Origin of the sequence: Methylomonas sp. EFPC1, from assembly GCF_016925515.1 — a bacterium.
GTDB classification, from domain to species: domain Bacteria; phylum Pseudomonadota; class Gammaproteobacteria; order Methylococcales; family Methylomonadaceae; genus Methylomonas; species Methylomonas defluvii.
Genome location: NZ_CP070494.1, coordinates 2,176,342 through 2,190,079, shown reverse-complemented (window position 1 = coordinate 2,190,079; position 13,738 = coordinate 2,176,342). Strand labels below are relative to the sequence as shown.

The 13,738-nt window shown below is 52.6% G+C and carries 13 protein-coding genes; 10 read left to right on the top strand and 3 right to left on the bottom strand.

Translation table 11 applies throughout. The annotated features are described in order from the left end of the window. The first annotated feature begins 28 nt into the window (after positions 1–28). Positions 29–166 carry a hypothetical protein gene (locus JWZ98_RS10155; protein ID WP_205454185.1) on the top strand — a complete coding sequence of 46 codons (138 nt, stop codon included), beginning with the start codon at positions 29–31 and terminating at the stop codon, positions 164–166. A 420-nt stretch (positions 167–586) separates the two neighbouring features. Here the strand turns inward: JWZ98_RS10155 and JWZ98_RS10150 are convergent, their stop codons facing one another. Together JWZ98_RS10150 and JWZ98_RS10145 are read right to left on the bottom strand one after the other, a co-directional pair. Next, entirely contained in the window at positions 587–1,048 is a 462-nt protein-coding gene (locus JWZ98_RS10150; protein ID WP_033158801.1) for a single-stranded DNA-binding protein, read from the bottom strand. Between the two features lie 36 nt (positions 1,049–1,084). Then, entirely contained in the window at positions 1,085–2,470 is a 1,386-nt protein-coding gene (locus JWZ98_RS10145) for an MFS transporter (protein ID WP_240348300.1), read from the bottom strand. A gap of 162 nt (positions 2,471–2,632) precedes the next feature. Between JWZ98_RS10145 and uvrA the strand changes: the two genes are divergently transcribed. Together uvrA and JWZ98_RS10135 are read left to right on the top strand one after the other, a co-directional pair. Next, complete coding sequence (gene uvrA / locus JWZ98_RS10140; protein ID WP_205454184.1) at positions 2,633–5,449, top strand: excinuclease ABC subunit UvrA; 2,817 nt, start codon at positions 2,633–2,635, stop codon at positions 5,447–5,449. A 69-nt stretch (positions 5,450–5,518) separates the two neighbouring features. Continuing rightward, positions 5,519–6,109 carry a Uma2 family endonuclease gene (locus JWZ98_RS10135; RefSeq protein ID WP_205454183.1) on the top strand — a complete coding sequence of 197 codons (591 nt, stop codon included), beginning with the start codon at positions 5,519–5,521 and terminating at the stop codon, positions 6,107–6,109. 331 nt (positions 6,110–6,440) lie between these two features. Here JWZ98_RS10135 and JWZ98_RS10130 read toward each other — a convergent pair whose 3' ends face one another. After that, a complete protein-coding gene (locus JWZ98_RS10130; protein ID WP_205454182.1) occupies positions 6,441–9,350 on the bottom strand; it encodes a tetratricopeptide repeat protein in 2,910 nt (969 codons plus the stop codon). Between the two features lie 290 nt (positions 9,351–9,640). On the opposite strand from JWZ98_RS10130, the gene JWZ98_RS10125 reads away from it, so the two are divergent. From JWZ98_RS10125 to JWZ98_RS10095, 7 genes are all read left to right on the top strand, one after another. Next, positions 9,641–9,859, top strand: coding sequence for a hypothetical protein (locus JWZ98_RS10125; protein WP_205454181.1), 219 nt, complete (start codon positions 9,641–9,643; stop codon positions 9,857–9,859). Between the two features lie 58 nt (positions 9,860–9,917). After that, positions 9,918–10,382, top strand: coding sequence for a metallophosphoesterase family protein (locus tag JWZ98_RS10120; RefSeq protein WP_205454180.1), 465 nt, complete (start codon positions 9,918–9,920; stop codon positions 10,380–10,382). Positions 10,383–10,480: 98 nt separating this feature from the next. Beyond that, positions 10,481–11,398, top strand: a complete 918-nt coding sequence (locus tag JWZ98_RS23145; RefSeq protein ID WP_240348298.1) for an arylamine N-acetyltransferase — start codon at positions 10,481–10,483, stop codon at positions 11,396–11,398. After that, positions 11,395–11,598, top strand: coding sequence for a hypothetical protein (locus tag JWZ98_RS10110; RefSeq protein ID WP_205454179.1), 204 nt, complete (start codon positions 11,395–11,397; stop codon positions 11,596–11,598). The genes JWZ98_RS23145 and JWZ98_RS10110 overlap by 4 nt, the downstream gene beginning before the upstream one ends. Then, positions 11,595–11,882 carry a hypothetical protein gene (locus JWZ98_RS10105; RefSeq protein ID WP_240348296.1) on the top strand — a complete coding sequence of 96 codons (288 nt, stop codon included), beginning with the start codon at positions 11,595–11,597 and terminating at the stop codon, positions 11,880–11,882. Before JWZ98_RS10110 ends, JWZ98_RS10105 begins: the two co-directional genes overlap by 4 nt. A 27-nt stretch (positions 11,883–11,909) precedes the next feature. After that, positions 11,910–12,257, top strand: coding sequence for a hypothetical protein (locus tag JWZ98_RS10100; protein WP_205454178.1), 348 nt, complete (start codon positions 11,910–11,912; stop codon positions 12,255–12,257). Next, entirely contained in the window at positions 12,254–13,636 is a 1,383-nt protein-coding gene (locus JWZ98_RS10095; protein WP_205454177.1) for an SGNH/GDSL hydrolase family protein, read from the top strand. The genes JWZ98_RS10100 and JWZ98_RS10095 overlap by 4 nt, the downstream gene beginning before the upstream one ends. Positions 13,637–13,738: the final 102 nt, after the last annotated feature.

The following is a 13,738-nucleotide window of genomic DNA, read 5'->3' as shown; positions in this document are numbered from 1 at the left end:
CTATCGAAGTCAAGTGGATGGGAATTCGTTGGAAGCGGATCTGCAGAAAACGCTCAGCACGCCGATTTCGCTGCTGGTTAACCCTGAGCGGGTCGAAGAATTTAATCAGCGTGTCCTTAATCACCGCGATAAACCCTGCAACATTCAGCCGTTGCGCAACGCATAAAAATGCAAAAGCTATCCATGCAAAACAATGCCGGTCGCCACTTTATTACCGATGCCGCGGCAATTCAGGTGCGTAGCTGCCAGTCTAAAAACAACTAACGAACGTACTGAATCGGAGACAGTCGCAGCGTCAGACCCGGTGTATTGCCAACGCTGCTCGGCAAGTATCAACCGGCACGTTTTGTCATCCGCTATGAAAATGTTGCGCAAACCGAAAAACATATGCCCCCCGTGCTTTAGGTAGCCCTCTAAAACGCTAGCTTACCAGATGAGTTTATTGCGGCAAATATCGAGGGGCTCGAGTATCTATAGACAGCGGATAATATGTAAAGTGGCGTTTTAGACGGCGCAGAACAAACAGATTTCGCACGCTATAAAAAAGCCCCTGAGTAGGGGCTTTTTGCTTGTTCTAAGGTAAGTCTCAGAACGGAATATCGTCGTCGAAATCGTCATAGGAAGCCGGCGCAGCTTGTGGGCCTGAAGGTCCGGAAGAGCGATTGTCATAGCTACTGGCCGGCGGAGTATTATTGTCCGAGTAGCTGGCAGTGCCGCCGCTTTTACTGTCCAGCATGTGCATATTGTCGGCAACAATTTCGGTGGTGTACCTATCTTGACCGTCCTGGCCTTGCCATTTTTGCGTACGGATACGGCCTTCGACATAACATTGGCTACCTTTTTTCAGATATTCGCCGGCGATTTTCGCCAAACCACTGAAAAACACTACCCGATGCCATTCGGTTTCTTGCTTGCGCTCACCGGTTTGCCTATCTTTCCAGCGTCTATCGGTGGCCAACCGTATCGTGGTAATAGCATCGCCGCTCGGCATATAGCGCACTTCCGGATCGGCGCCGAGGCGGCCGATCAGCATAACTTTATTCAGCATGGTGTTCTCCGTGTAAAAATTGCGAGTAACAGCAGCTTACTGCCACTGCTTCAAAAAAATACCTAATTGATTTTTATCGAGCTGCTGGTTATCGACTTTCAGATACGCGGCATTTTCTTCAAAATGCAGCCGTACCTCTTCAATGCCGTTAATCGCCAACAAAGCTTTGGAAAATTCCGCTCCGCGTTCGGGTTTGATCGCCTGCAATGGCAACAGCAAATTGGCCCAGTAGCGCGGCGGCGACATGAACAGCGCGATGACTATCCAGCTGGCGGCGATGCCGGCCGAAAACATAAACACCGCCGCGGCGCCGAATTCGCCGTACAACCAGCCACCAGCGCCACCGCCTAAAAACGCGCCGAGGAATTGGGCGCTGGAATAGATGCCCATGGCCGTGCCTTTTAAATCACCGGGCGCGGTTTTGGAAATCAATGACGGCAAGGTGGCTTCCAACAGATTGAAACCGCAGAAGAATATCCACAAGCAAGCGATCAATCCGATCAACTCACCGTGCAGCAACACAAAGCCGATGTTGGCAATCACCAAGGTGGCAATCGCGCCGATAAACACTTTCTTCATTTGCCGCTTCTTCTCGGCGATGATCACGAAGGGGATAATCATCGCCATCGATGTCACCAACACCGGTAGATATACCAGCCAATGGCTGCCGCCTTGCAGGCCGGCATCGCGCATCAGTAGCGGCACCACCACGAAACTGGCCATCAAAATCAAATGCAGCGCAAAAATGCCGTAGTTCAAGCGCAACAGATCGGCATTCTTGATGACCGAACCCAGCTCCGAAGGAATGTACTCGGCATCGCGGTGGGTGGTAATTTTTTCCGGGCTAGGCACGACGAACAGAATCACCAGAATCGCCAGCGCCGCCAATACCGCAATCATCCAGAAGATGCCGGCAATGCCGAAATGATGGGCAATGATAGGTCCCAGGGTGATAGCCACCCCGAACGACACGCCGATGCTGGCACCTATGGTCGCCATGGCTTTGGTGCGATGCACCTCTTGAGTCAAGTCGGCCAGCAAGGCCATGACCGCAGCGGAAATCGCTCCGCAGCCTTGCAGGGCGCGGCCGATCAGCACGCCGTAAATATCGGTTGCCAGCGCCGCCCAGACGCTGCCGGCGACAAATAAAATCAGGCCAATCACGATGACCGTCTTACGGCTGAAACGGTCCGACAACAAACCGAACGGAATTTGCAGGATGGCCTGGGTCAGGCCATAGATACCCATCGTCAAACCTACCAGCTTGGGCGTCGAACCGGGCATTTGTTCGGTAAACAGCGACAACACCGGCAGCAACATGAACAAACCCAGCATTCTGAGTGCATAGATACTGGCCAGCGATACGGTAGCCCGCTTCTCCATGGCCGTCATCGGACTGGTAATATCCTGAACCTGTGTCAAACCAAACTCCCCTTTGCCTTGCGTCGTTAAAGGTGGCTATAGTACCAGTTTATAGGCATCTCGCTCCAGCACGGCAATACCGATTTAGCCAATCCTCTTTGCCCAATGGCTGCCTTAGCCGTATAGTAATCGGTTGTTAAAAATCCCCAGGAATGCACAACAGTGGACACCATCAGCATACGCGGCGCCCGCACTCATAATTTAAAAAACATCGATCTGGACTTGCCGCGCGACAAGTTGATCGTCATCACCGGCTTGTCCGGTTCCGGCAAATCATCGCTGGCCTTCGACACCATTTACGCCGAGGGCCAGCGCCGCTACGTTGAATCCTTGTCGGCTTACGCCCGGCAGTTTTTGTCGATGATGGAAAAACCCGACGTCGATCATATCGAAGGCTTGTCGCCGGCGATTTCCATCGAACAAAAATCGACCTCGCACAATCCGCGCTCCACGGTCGGCACCATCACCGAGATTTACGATTATCTGCGTCTACTTTATGCCAGAGTCGGGATTCCGCGCTGCCCGGAGCACGGTGTATCGCTGGAAGCACAAACCGTCAGCCAGATGGTTGATCAAGTGTTGGCCCAGCCGGAAGGCGAGCGCTGGATGCTGCTGGCGCCGGTGATCAACGACCGCAAAGGCGAGCACGTGTTGCTGCTGGAAGATTTGAAAGCCCAAGGCTTTTTACGCGCCCGCATCGACGGCGAAGTCTACGAGTTGGACGAGCCGCCTGCCCTGGATTTAAAGAAAAAACACACCATCGAAGTCATCGTCGACCGCTTCAAAATCCGTGATGACATCCAACTGCGCTTGGCCGAATCCTTCGAAACAGCGCTACGCTTATCCGAAGGCCTGGCGATTGCCGCGTCGATGGAAAACGATCAGCAATTATTGTTCTCCGAACGTTACGCCTGCCCACATTGCGGCTACAGCCTCAGCGAACTAGAACCGCGTATTTTCTCGTTCAACAACCCGAAAGGCGCCTGCCCCAGTTGCGACGGTCTGGGCGTGCGCCAGCACTTCGATCCGCAATTGGTGGTGCACAATCCTGAGATCAGCCTGGCCGGCGGCGCGGTACGCGGCTGGGATCGGCGCAACGCATACTATTATCAAATTATTTGCGCCTTGGCCGAGCATTACAATTTCGATCCGGAAGCGCCGTTCTCGCATATACCTAAAGATGTACAGGGAGCAATTCTGTACGGCAGCGGCGAGGAAAAAATTAGCTTTACCTTTCAAATGGGCAACGGCAAACCCAAAACCAGCCGCCACGCCTTCGAAGGCATCATTCCCAATATGCAGCGCCGTTACCACGAGAGCGATTCGCAAATGGTCCGCGATGAATTGTCGAAATACCTGGCGCAACAAACTTGCGCGGTGTGCGACGGCGCAAGGTTAAACATTGGCGCCCGCAACGTGTTTGTCGATGAGCAACCTTTGCATTACGTCACCCGCTTGCCAATTAAACAAACCTTGGGCTTTTTTCAGGGCTTGAATATTCCCGGCCACCGCGGCGAAATCGCCGCCAAGATCAATAAGGAAATTCAGGAGCGACTGGAGTTTTTGGTTAACGTCGGTTTGGATTATCTGACCCTGGACCGTAGCGCCGACACGTTGTCCGGCGGCGAAGCGCAACGCATCCGTCTGGCCAGCCAGATCGGCGCCGGCCTGGTCGGCGTGATGTATGTGCTGGACGAACCGTCTATCGGTTTGCATCAACGCGACAACGAGCGTTTGCTGAATACGCTATATCGATTACGCGATTTGGGCAACACCGTGATCGTGGTCGAGCACGACGAAGACGCCATCCGCGCCGCCGATCATGTGGTGGACATCGGCCCCGGCGCCGGCGTGCATGGCGGGCAGATCGTCTCGCAAGGCACGCCGGCGCATATTCTGACCGATCCCAATTCCTTAACCGGCCAGTATTTGTCCGGCGGCTTGAGCATAGACATCCCCAAAAAAACCACGCCGCGCGACCCGAGTAAACAAGTCACCATCCGCAAAGCCAGCGGCAACAATTTACAAAACGTTGATGTCAGCTTTCCGGTGGGTCTGATGACCTGCGTGACGGGCGTCTCGGGTTCGGGTAAATCGACCTTGATCAACGACACTTTATATAGCCATGCCGCCCGGCTGATTAACGGCGCCAGCTGCATCCCCGCGCCGTGCGAAGCCATTGACGGCCTGGAACACTTCGATAAGGTGGTAGACATCGATCAAAGCCCGATCGGCCGCACCCCGCGCTCCAATCCGGCTACCTATACCGGCATCTTCACACCGGTACGCGAGCTGTTCTCCGCGACGCCGGAAGCCCGCTCGCGCGGTTACACGCCGGGCCGTTTCAGCTTCAACGTCAAGGGCGGCCGCTGCGAAGCCTGCGCCGGCGACGGCGTGATCAAAGTGGAAATGCACTTCCTGCCGGACATTTTCGTACCCTGCGACATCTGCCACGGCAAGCGCTATAACCGCGAGACCCTGGAAATCCGCTACAAGGGTAAGACCATCCACGAAGTACTGGAAATGACCGTGGAAGACGCCACCCAATTCTTCTCCGCCATTCCTAGCCTGGCCCGCAAGCTGCAAACCTTGATCGACGTAGGCTTGAGCTATATCACGTTGGGCCAGAACGCCGTAACCCTATCCGGCGGCGAGGCACAACGGGTGAAACTGGCGAAAGAACTATCGAAACGCGATACCGGCACCACGCTTTACATCCTGGACGAGCCGACCACCGGCCTGCACTTTCATGACATAAAACAATTGCTAACCGTGTTGCACACCCTGCGCGACCACGGCAACACCGTGATCATCATCGAGCACAATCTGGACGTGATCAAAACCGCCGACTGGATTGTGGACATGGGCCCGGAAGGCGGTAGCGGCGGTGGCATGCTGGTGGCGGAAGGTACGCCTAAGCAAATCGCGAAGCATAAAAGCTCGCATACCGGAACGTATCTGAAACGGTTTTTCGAATAGTACCGCTTGCCGCTAAATGGCGGACTGATTAGGATGAATGACTAACAGACAACTGATAGGAGAACAGTAATGGGTTTAGCCTTAAAAGATCGGCAACAACACACTTACGGCGATTATTTGCAGTGGCCTGACGACTTGCGCTACGAACTGATCGACGGTGATGCGTTTCTGATGTCCCCGGCGCCGGACTTGCCACATCAGGACGTTGCCGGCGAAATATACCGGCAAGTGGCTAACGCCCTACTGGGCAAATCTTGCCGCGCCTTCATCGCCCCTGTGGACGTGCGCCTACCTAAACGCAACGAGGCAGACGAGCTGATCGACAGCGTCGTACAACCCGACGTGCTGGTAGTCTGCGACACTAGCAAACTGGACAAACGCGGCGTGCGCGGCGCACCGGACTGGGTTGTCGAAGTATTGTCGCCATCCACCGCCAGCCACGACCAGATCAAAAAGCGCGACCTGTATCAACGCGCCGGCATCCGCGAATATTGGTTGGTCCACCCCATCGACCGCATGCTGACCATCTATCGCCTGCAAAACGGCGAATACGGTAAGCCCGAGCTTTATCCCTTGGAAGGTGAAACCCAAGTCGGTATTTTGCAGGAGATCGTGATTGGTTGGGACGAATTGGTAACGCGACTGCCTAACGATTATTGATAACTAACCTGCACGCCGCGATTTCCTGGTTGCCAAACAACTGCTTGGTAATCCAGTCTTTGAGACCCCAGCTTTCTTATTTATCCAGCCCTTAAATTCCGTTCGTCCAGTTATGGCTGGCTGCCCATGCCCGTTCTCAAGAATGGATATTGGTGACTAACAATGAACGGGAGTTTCTCAGAGCGCCGGGCTTGCGGGCAGAGAATTGTGTGAATTAACTACTTGCTCTGCTTGCTAAGTTCCCGCTTTTCCAGAATGTCCAAGAAGCGATAGCTTCCGAAATTGTGTGTCCAAGTTAGCTAGAGCTTAGACACACAGACAATAACTGGCCTCAACGACGTTTTTTGCTCTTACCGGATTTTTGGGAAGTTTTACGGAAGCCGGAAAATAATTCAGACCGCAACTCCAGAAAGTAATGATAGTGAGGGTCTCCGGGCTTAAGCTTTGGAAATTGTACTTGGAAGAGTTGAACTGCTTCCGCTTTGCGTCCAGAATTTCTCAAAGTACAAATCACGTTGTGTTGGGACAGAATGGTGTCGGGATGAGCATCGCCAAGCAATTTCTGCCGGATGAGTAATGCGCGCCGGCCCAATTCGAATGCCTCCTTGCGCTTTTTTAAAGAGCTCAGAAAAATGGATATGTTATGTAGTGACACAGCAGTATGAGGATGTTCTTCTCCAAATAGTTTGAGCTGAATGTTCAGCGCCTGTCGTCCTAATTCCAGCGCTTTGTCGTGTTTGCCTAAATCTGAGTAGTAACCAGCGACATTATTCAACGAAATCGCCGTGTCGAAACTACCTTCTCCATGCAACTTGAACCGAATGGCAAGAGCCTCTTCGCCGAGTTCCAGTGCTTTATCGTATTTTCGCAGTTTGGCGAAACAGAAAGCGATATTGGCTAACGAATGTGCCGTATCGGAATGACATTCACCATAAAGCTTGCGCCGAATGGCGAGTGCCTTTTCCTCCAGCTTTAGCGCCGCTTTAGTATCACCCGCTTCAGAAGTTACTATCGCTAAATCGTCGAGCAAATGTGCTTGCAAGGCAGCGTCTGGATTGGACGATTGTTCATAAAGATTGAGCGCACGTTCGATTTCACACTTGGCATGAACATAGCGTCCCCAGTGATACGAGGGGTAGGCCTGCAACCAAATCATCCGTACCACCAACAAGGTAAAGCCAACACATTCGGCATTTTGCCGCCAGGCTTCCAGATGATCCAAGCCGGCTTCGAAGACGGGCAAATCGCGGAAATCTTGCCGATGAGCTTCAAACCAATCGCTCAAGCGTTTGCCAAAACTCTCTACCCAGTTACCCCTCGTTTCCAGCGCTACGTCCTCGCGTCGCACTTCACGCACCAAACGATGGATAGCATAGCGTTCGCCATCGTCCGACCGTTGCAGAATGCGCAATGCTATTCCTAGGGATAAAGCTCCTGTTAGCGCGGAAGGCTTGTCTTGTCCCAGGGAAGCACACAGCAAGGATAAGGCCATGGGCGCAGAGCCGCTCCAGGTCAGAAAATCCAGCACTTCCCGCAACGAGGGTTCTTCTTCGAATAGGCTTTCATTGATCTTCAGCGTGGCATAAATGTCCGCTTCATGATGGGTTAGGCTTTCGCCTTGCAAATGGGCGGGGAAAGCTAATCTGGGGTTATCGCTGAGCAATTCCAGATATTCTCTCCAGCTTACGGCATGACGGCGGCGCAGATAGGCGCCAGCCAACTCCAACGCCAACGGTAAACCGTCCAGGCGTTCCACGATGCCATTAGCGGCCTGGATTTCTTGTTCACCATCCGGTTCCCGCCCGGCCTCCTGGATCAGCAATTGCAGCCCGAGCTCTGGTGTCAGGGTATTCAACGCCACCGGATTAAATCCCGGCTGGTCGATACGACTGGTGACGAGGATGTGCGGGTTGAATTGTGGCTTGGGCAGAAATTCTTTGATGTCCGCCAATTGCTCCAGGTTGTCGAATACGATCAGACAATCCGAGGTTTCCCGCAGGCGGCGAAGGGCGGTTTGAATTTTGAAGGGTTGTTCCGACAATGGAGATACCCAATGCGCCTCTTCCGCCAGTTTAATTAGCTGAGGGGTGATCTCCTGATCGGCGTTAATCCAGATAACCCCGTTAGGGTATTCGCTGCGATAAGCATGGGCGTATTCCACCGCCAACTGCGTTTTGCCCAATCCCCCCAAGCCTTGAAAGGCCGCAGTCTGGCCGATGGACGTGCGCTTGCCATCGCAAAGCTGGTGGTGTACTTGCTCCAAAGCTTCGCGACGACCTATCATTTGTTCGCCCTTGGCCCGGAATGGCACGTAAAACACCGGCTTGTCGGGACTGTAGTCGGCTACGACGGTATTTATGGTGATGCTTGGGTCGGTCTTTGCGTTGACGATAGCGGCCATATCGGTTAAGCATTCCAGCAGAGGTTCGCCGAAATCCCGAAAAAACACCGGCTCAATGGCGGACGTCGGCGATTTGAAGCTCCCACTTTGAGATTCCGGTAGCAGCACATAATGAGGACCCGCCGCACCTTGGTATAGCTCCTCCAGCATGCGCAACTGGTCGGTAAAATCTTCGTCCGCCAGGCTGAAGCCGATGAACAAGAAGTTACGGCTGGCCAATTGATGGTGGAGCGTTTGGATGGCGGCTTTGTAGCGATTTTCGCTAGGATCGTTGGCGTAAAGCCGGGAGTAGCCGTCGGGTGTCAGAATGATGTTAGCGCTATCGCCGATGTGGCCGTGCAAATGCCAGATGGTTGGTTTCCTGACGCTATCGCGTAGCAAATTGCACTGCTCGACGGCAGCCTCAATGTTCCATTTCTCGATATCGAGCGTCTTTGGGCAAGCCCAATGCAAGACGTTATCGAAGTTGGTAGTAACGACCAATTCGGAACCCAGCTGCCAAACCAACTTTGCCAGCATCAGGCTGGCATCTTGAGCTTGGTCGCTGGTTTTATCGAACTGGCTTTTGAGGAAGTCGTGCCAGTTGGCGCCAAGGCCTTGCTGAGCCTCTTTCGCGGCATCCAGGAATCTGCCTTTATTGACCAAACTCCGAACCAAAGCCTCGTCGTCCGGTTTCTTTTCTGCTTCCAAGCGCTCCGCCGCTGCCACCAACAATGCTTTCCAACTGGGAAACAGTGGTTTGCCGGATTGAGCTAATACACTCATGGATACGCCGGCCCCAACGAAAGGAATGACTTTACCCTGTTTGAGGCTTTCCTGTAGTAATTGGGGGAGTATCATGTGTCCTTACTTGCTATAGCTTGAGAAGCGTAAATCTTAGCAGTTTGCGCGTTAGCTTGCGGAGCCTTGATTAGCGAAGCGTAATCAATAGAACGACGAGATTCGTAGGGAGTTAATCTTAACTCCCTGACGAGCTGAACATCCGCGCAAATTCCTGGTGTCCCAACGCCTCGGTATCATTTTCGACTCCTATAGCTTGCCAAGACTTTAGGCATTAGTAAAACTAATGAATGAAAAGTGAAATACCCAATCCCGAATTTTTTAACTTTTTTACAACAGCACACCCAATCATGATCGAACCATCCACACCTATTCTTAACTCCGACACGCAGGCGATGTTGGACTGCCTGCAACTTGCCGTCAATAAAACCCTGGAACGCAAGCGGCGTCTCGGTCAATACGTGGTGCAATGGGAAGGCAAGGAGCCGTTTGCGATTGGCGACGATGCGCCAGAGCACTTGAAGCAAGTACCGAGCAGCGCAACACCGTCTAGTCGAACCGATGGGTAAAAACACCACAATCGGGATGACTCCGTTTTGATTCAACCTCATCCAAACCCTCTTCGTTGTGTTCCACCGTCTCGCCATCATCTCCGACACCCACGGCTTGCTCCGCCCCGAGGCGCTGGCGGCGTTGCAAGGCTGCGAGCGGATTATCCATGCCGGCGACATCGGCAAGCCGGAAGTATTGCAGCTGCTGAACGAGTTGGCACCGGTTACTGCGGTACGTGGTAACAACGATAAAGGTGAATGGACTGAGGAACTGCCGGTTAGTGCCGTTGTGACGGTTGAGCAAGCGTGTCTTTACGTGATCCATGACTTGGCCGAGTTGCCTATCGATCCGGTCGCGGCCGGGATTCGCGTCGTCATCTCCGGCCATTCGCATAAACCATCGATTCAAGAACGCGATGGTGTGCTATATCTCAACCCTGGTAGCGCCGGACCACGCCGATTTAAATTGCCGGTAACCGTTGCCGAACTTGTCATCAGGGACACAGCAATCGAGGCGAGAATCGTCGAGCTGGCGGTTTGAAACCGATTGCAAGAATTTGTTATCGTTGTCACCTGAAGGATCACGCTGGCGCACGATTCGTTTCCGTTTAACCGCTTTTTACTCTACAAGATTACCCCATGAGTTTTGATTTTAACGCTTACCTAAACCGCATAGGCATAGCCAAACCGGAGGCCACCCTCGCCGGCCTCTGCCAATTGCAACAGGCGCAACTCGGCGCTATTGCGTTCGAAAACATCAATCCGCTATTGGGCTTGCTGCCCGAGTTGGAAACGGCGGCGTTGATGGAAAAGATTGTCGCCAATCGACGCGGCGGCTATTGTTTCGAATTGAACGGGTTGTTTGGACAGGCGCTGGACGAGTTGGGATTTGCGTATCAGCCGATTATGGCCAGAGTGCGAATGGGGCGTAACGAGGGCGGACCGCGCCTGCATTTGGCATTTATCGTGGAGGCTGAGGGCGACTCCTGGCTGGTCGATGCCGGCTTCGGCGGCCCCAGCCACTATCGACCACTGCGCCTGAATACCGAGCAGACACAAAGCCAGGATCATAACCAGTTTCGGCTGCGCCAGGAGGCGGAATCTGGAGAAACGGTGCTGGAAATCGCGGATACGGTCACGGACATTTACCGCGTGGCTAACCTGGAATTTGTAGGCGGCGTGCAGAAAAGCGGCGTGGCGCTGTCGTTCCATTTCCAAGAATGCAACAGCACCTTGGGCGATATGGCGGAAAACTGCGAAGCGGCGGAAGTGGAAATCGCCAGTTTGGTTTATGCCTGGCAAGGCAAAACCTTTACCGGCAATATTGCATACCCCAAGGACTTTAACCTGTCCGATCTGCAAACGGCCATCAACATCGCCATGGATTCGGTGACGCTGGGCATGGGTGCTGAGTTTGATAAAGCCATCAAAAAGCGCCTGGCGAAACAGATATTGGCAAACGACACAGCGCCTAGCACCATGACGGCGATTGATAAAGAGATCGATGCTGCGGGTGATCCCTATGGCGATAGGATTGCAAAGCAGGCAGCGGCATGAAAGAGCGTTCAGACTTTTTGCGAGTGTATTATTCCGGGCGTGGAACGTTAGAAATTAGGAGTGGATTGCCAGCAGAAAATAAATCTATATCCGCCGAACATTTGACCGAATTGGCATATCAGCTTTTAAAAATTGCCGCTTACGCAAAAAAACCCTTGGTTAGTCAAACGACCGATGTGTTTTATGCTTGGAATGAATGATGAGCATCATCGACTTCAACCAAGCCAAGCTTGACCGCACGCCGCACCGCTCCGGGCAGGCTATTTGTCTGGGCTGTCGTCATGAATGGACTGCCGTCGCGCCATCGGGCGAAACCCGTCTTGAATGCCCGGAGTGCAAAACCGACAAGGGAATTTTTCAAGGCCTGTGCTATCCGCAAGATCGGCATATCTGGGTTTGCAATTGTGGCAATGAGTTTTTCCTGATTACGCCCAACGGCGAACTCTGCCCCGAGTGCGGCGTATATGTTGACGGCGAACGATGACAACCGATTTTGGAAAATGGGGTTCAGTTGCGGAACATAGCCGATTGCGCCGATCCGGTCGTAGTCGTCACCAACGAGAATCTGGAAGGCGCGGATGTGTATGTCGACCTGGCACTAGGCACCGCAGGTATTACGCCCACCGAAGCAGCAGCCATCACCTTACCGAATGCAATTTTAAAAGCCATCGCCGTAGCCTGGGCTAAACGTCTGGCCGCCATCGACGGCAGCATGGGCGATAACTCGCTGATGATCGATAAAGCCAATCAATACAAAACCAGCGCCGACACGCTGGCAAAACAATTAAACCGCGCCGCCCTGGGCTTGCTTGAGCCAACCAGCGGCGGCTATGGGTCAATCACTTTGGGAAGAGCATGATGAAAACGTTAAGTCCTCAATATTCAGCCACTGAATTATTGCGAGCTGGAGAGGTTTTATTGGTAGATGGCAGCGCGTTGGTAGAGATCGAGTCCAACGGTATAAAATCGGGGCCTTCGGCTATAAATTTATCGGGCAGTGTCGGGCCATTCCATCGTGATGTTGGCATTGTTATTTCGGCACTAACTACTCAAGTAAATTATTCGACGCTAAATTCCGCTGACATGCAGTTTGGTGCGCCCTATGCAAAAAAAATCGGCTTTGTCGCGTCCCGCACATCCGAGCCGACCAACATGAACGGAGCAAATAGGCAAATTTATGCTAGGTCCAAGCACTGGTCATACGATCATTTAATGGCCGTTAAACTCGTATACTGGAATGGCTATCTTGAGAATAATGCCCCATATGAGCGGCTTAATATCGGCCCGGCTACGTGGCAGGCACAAGTCGAAAGCGCCGAAGGCGAGATTATTGGCCGAGTTACATGGCGCGGTGGGGCATCGGACTCAGGCCAAATACCACCAGGCGGTTTTGCAATATCAGACTGGATAAATCTATCTAGACCGATTAAAAATTCGGAAGGATTTTTTGTTGGGCAATTTCAAGAGGGCGCTAGCTCTATTGTATTTACAACTAACCAAGGGCTGCTAATCCCCACGGGATCTGTAATTCCTGACAGCGGCGAATGTGCTACTTTCGGTGTAACTACGCAAAACAGGATTGGAATAGGCGGCCCATTCACGACAAGCTCCAGTGCAAATCTAGGAGCACGTCCCAGCGCAATAATTGGATGGACCAAAAATAGATCAATAATTATTTTTGGCGATTCGCGGCAGGGTGGGACAAGCGAAAACACCGCTATTGATTATCTCGGTCTGAGCGGTGAGCTTGAGCCATCATTATCTAAATATTTTGCAATACATAAAGCCAATTACGCATCGTGTCGGGCTACAAGGGATTATAACGCACAGTCTGCGCGCTTAAAATTGGCCCAATATGCGACGGATGCTATTATTTCGCTGGGCATTAACGATGCACAAGCCGGTATTCCATTCGACGGTGTCGCCGGGGTGGGGATCAAGGAAAGCATCATAGCGATTAAGGATAATTTGACCGCCATAGGATTACCCGTGTGGCTATCAACAGTGGCACCAAAAACGAACGTTGGAAACACTATTACTGATGCCGTCGCAAATCCTATACGAGTACAACAAAACACGTGGGTTAGGACATGCCCTGCCGGATTTTCCGGAGTGTTAGATATTGATAAAATAGTTTCCATTAACGATTTGTGGGTAGCGGGATACGCAAACGATGGACTGCATGAAACAAACATCGGTACAGCCGCTATAAGGGACAGCGGATTAATCAAAATATAAATAGTTAAGCGCAATTGTTAATCCGAACTCCTTCACATACCCAACCTAATCCTCCCCCTTTAGACTACCCCCAACACTAAGCGCTTCGTCCGATCATCGGGC

What these genes read in the sequence shown, in the direction of transcription:
- JWZ98_RS10105 (WP_240348296.1), top strand. Translation starts at nt 11,595, where the DNA reads ATGATGAGCATCATCGACTTCAACCAAGCCAAGCTTGACCGCACGCCG.
- JWZ98_RS10125 (WP_205454181.1), top strand. Translation starts at nt 9,641, where the DNA reads ATGATCGAACCATCCACACCTATTCTTAACTCCGACACGCAGGCGATG.
- JWZ98_RS10110 (WP_205454179.1), top strand. Translation starts at nt 11,395, where the DNA reads ATGAAAGAGCGTTCAGACTTTTTGCGAGTGTATTATTCCGGGCGTGGA.
- JWZ98_RS10095 (WP_205454177.1), top strand. Translation starts at nt 12,254, where the DNA reads ATGATGAAAACGTTAAGTCCTCAATATTCAGCCACTGAATTATTGCGA.
- JWZ98_RS10135 (WP_205454183.1), top strand. Translation starts at nt 5,519, where the DNA reads ATGGGTTTAGCCTTAAAAGATCGGCAACAACACACTTACGGCGATTAT.
- JWZ98_RS10130 (WP_205454182.1), bottom strand. Translation starts at nt 9,350, where the DNA reads ATGATACTCCCCCAATTACTACAGGAAAGCCTCAAACAGGGTAAAGTC.
- JWZ98_RS10150 (WP_033158801.1), bottom strand. Translation starts at nt 1,048, where the DNA reads ATGCTGAATAAAGTTATGCTGATCGGCCGCCTCGGCGCCGATCCGGAA.
- JWZ98_RS23145 (WP_240348298.1), top strand. Translation starts at nt 10,481, where the DNA reads ATGAGTTTTGATTTTAACGCTTACCTAAACCGCATAGGCATAGCCAAA.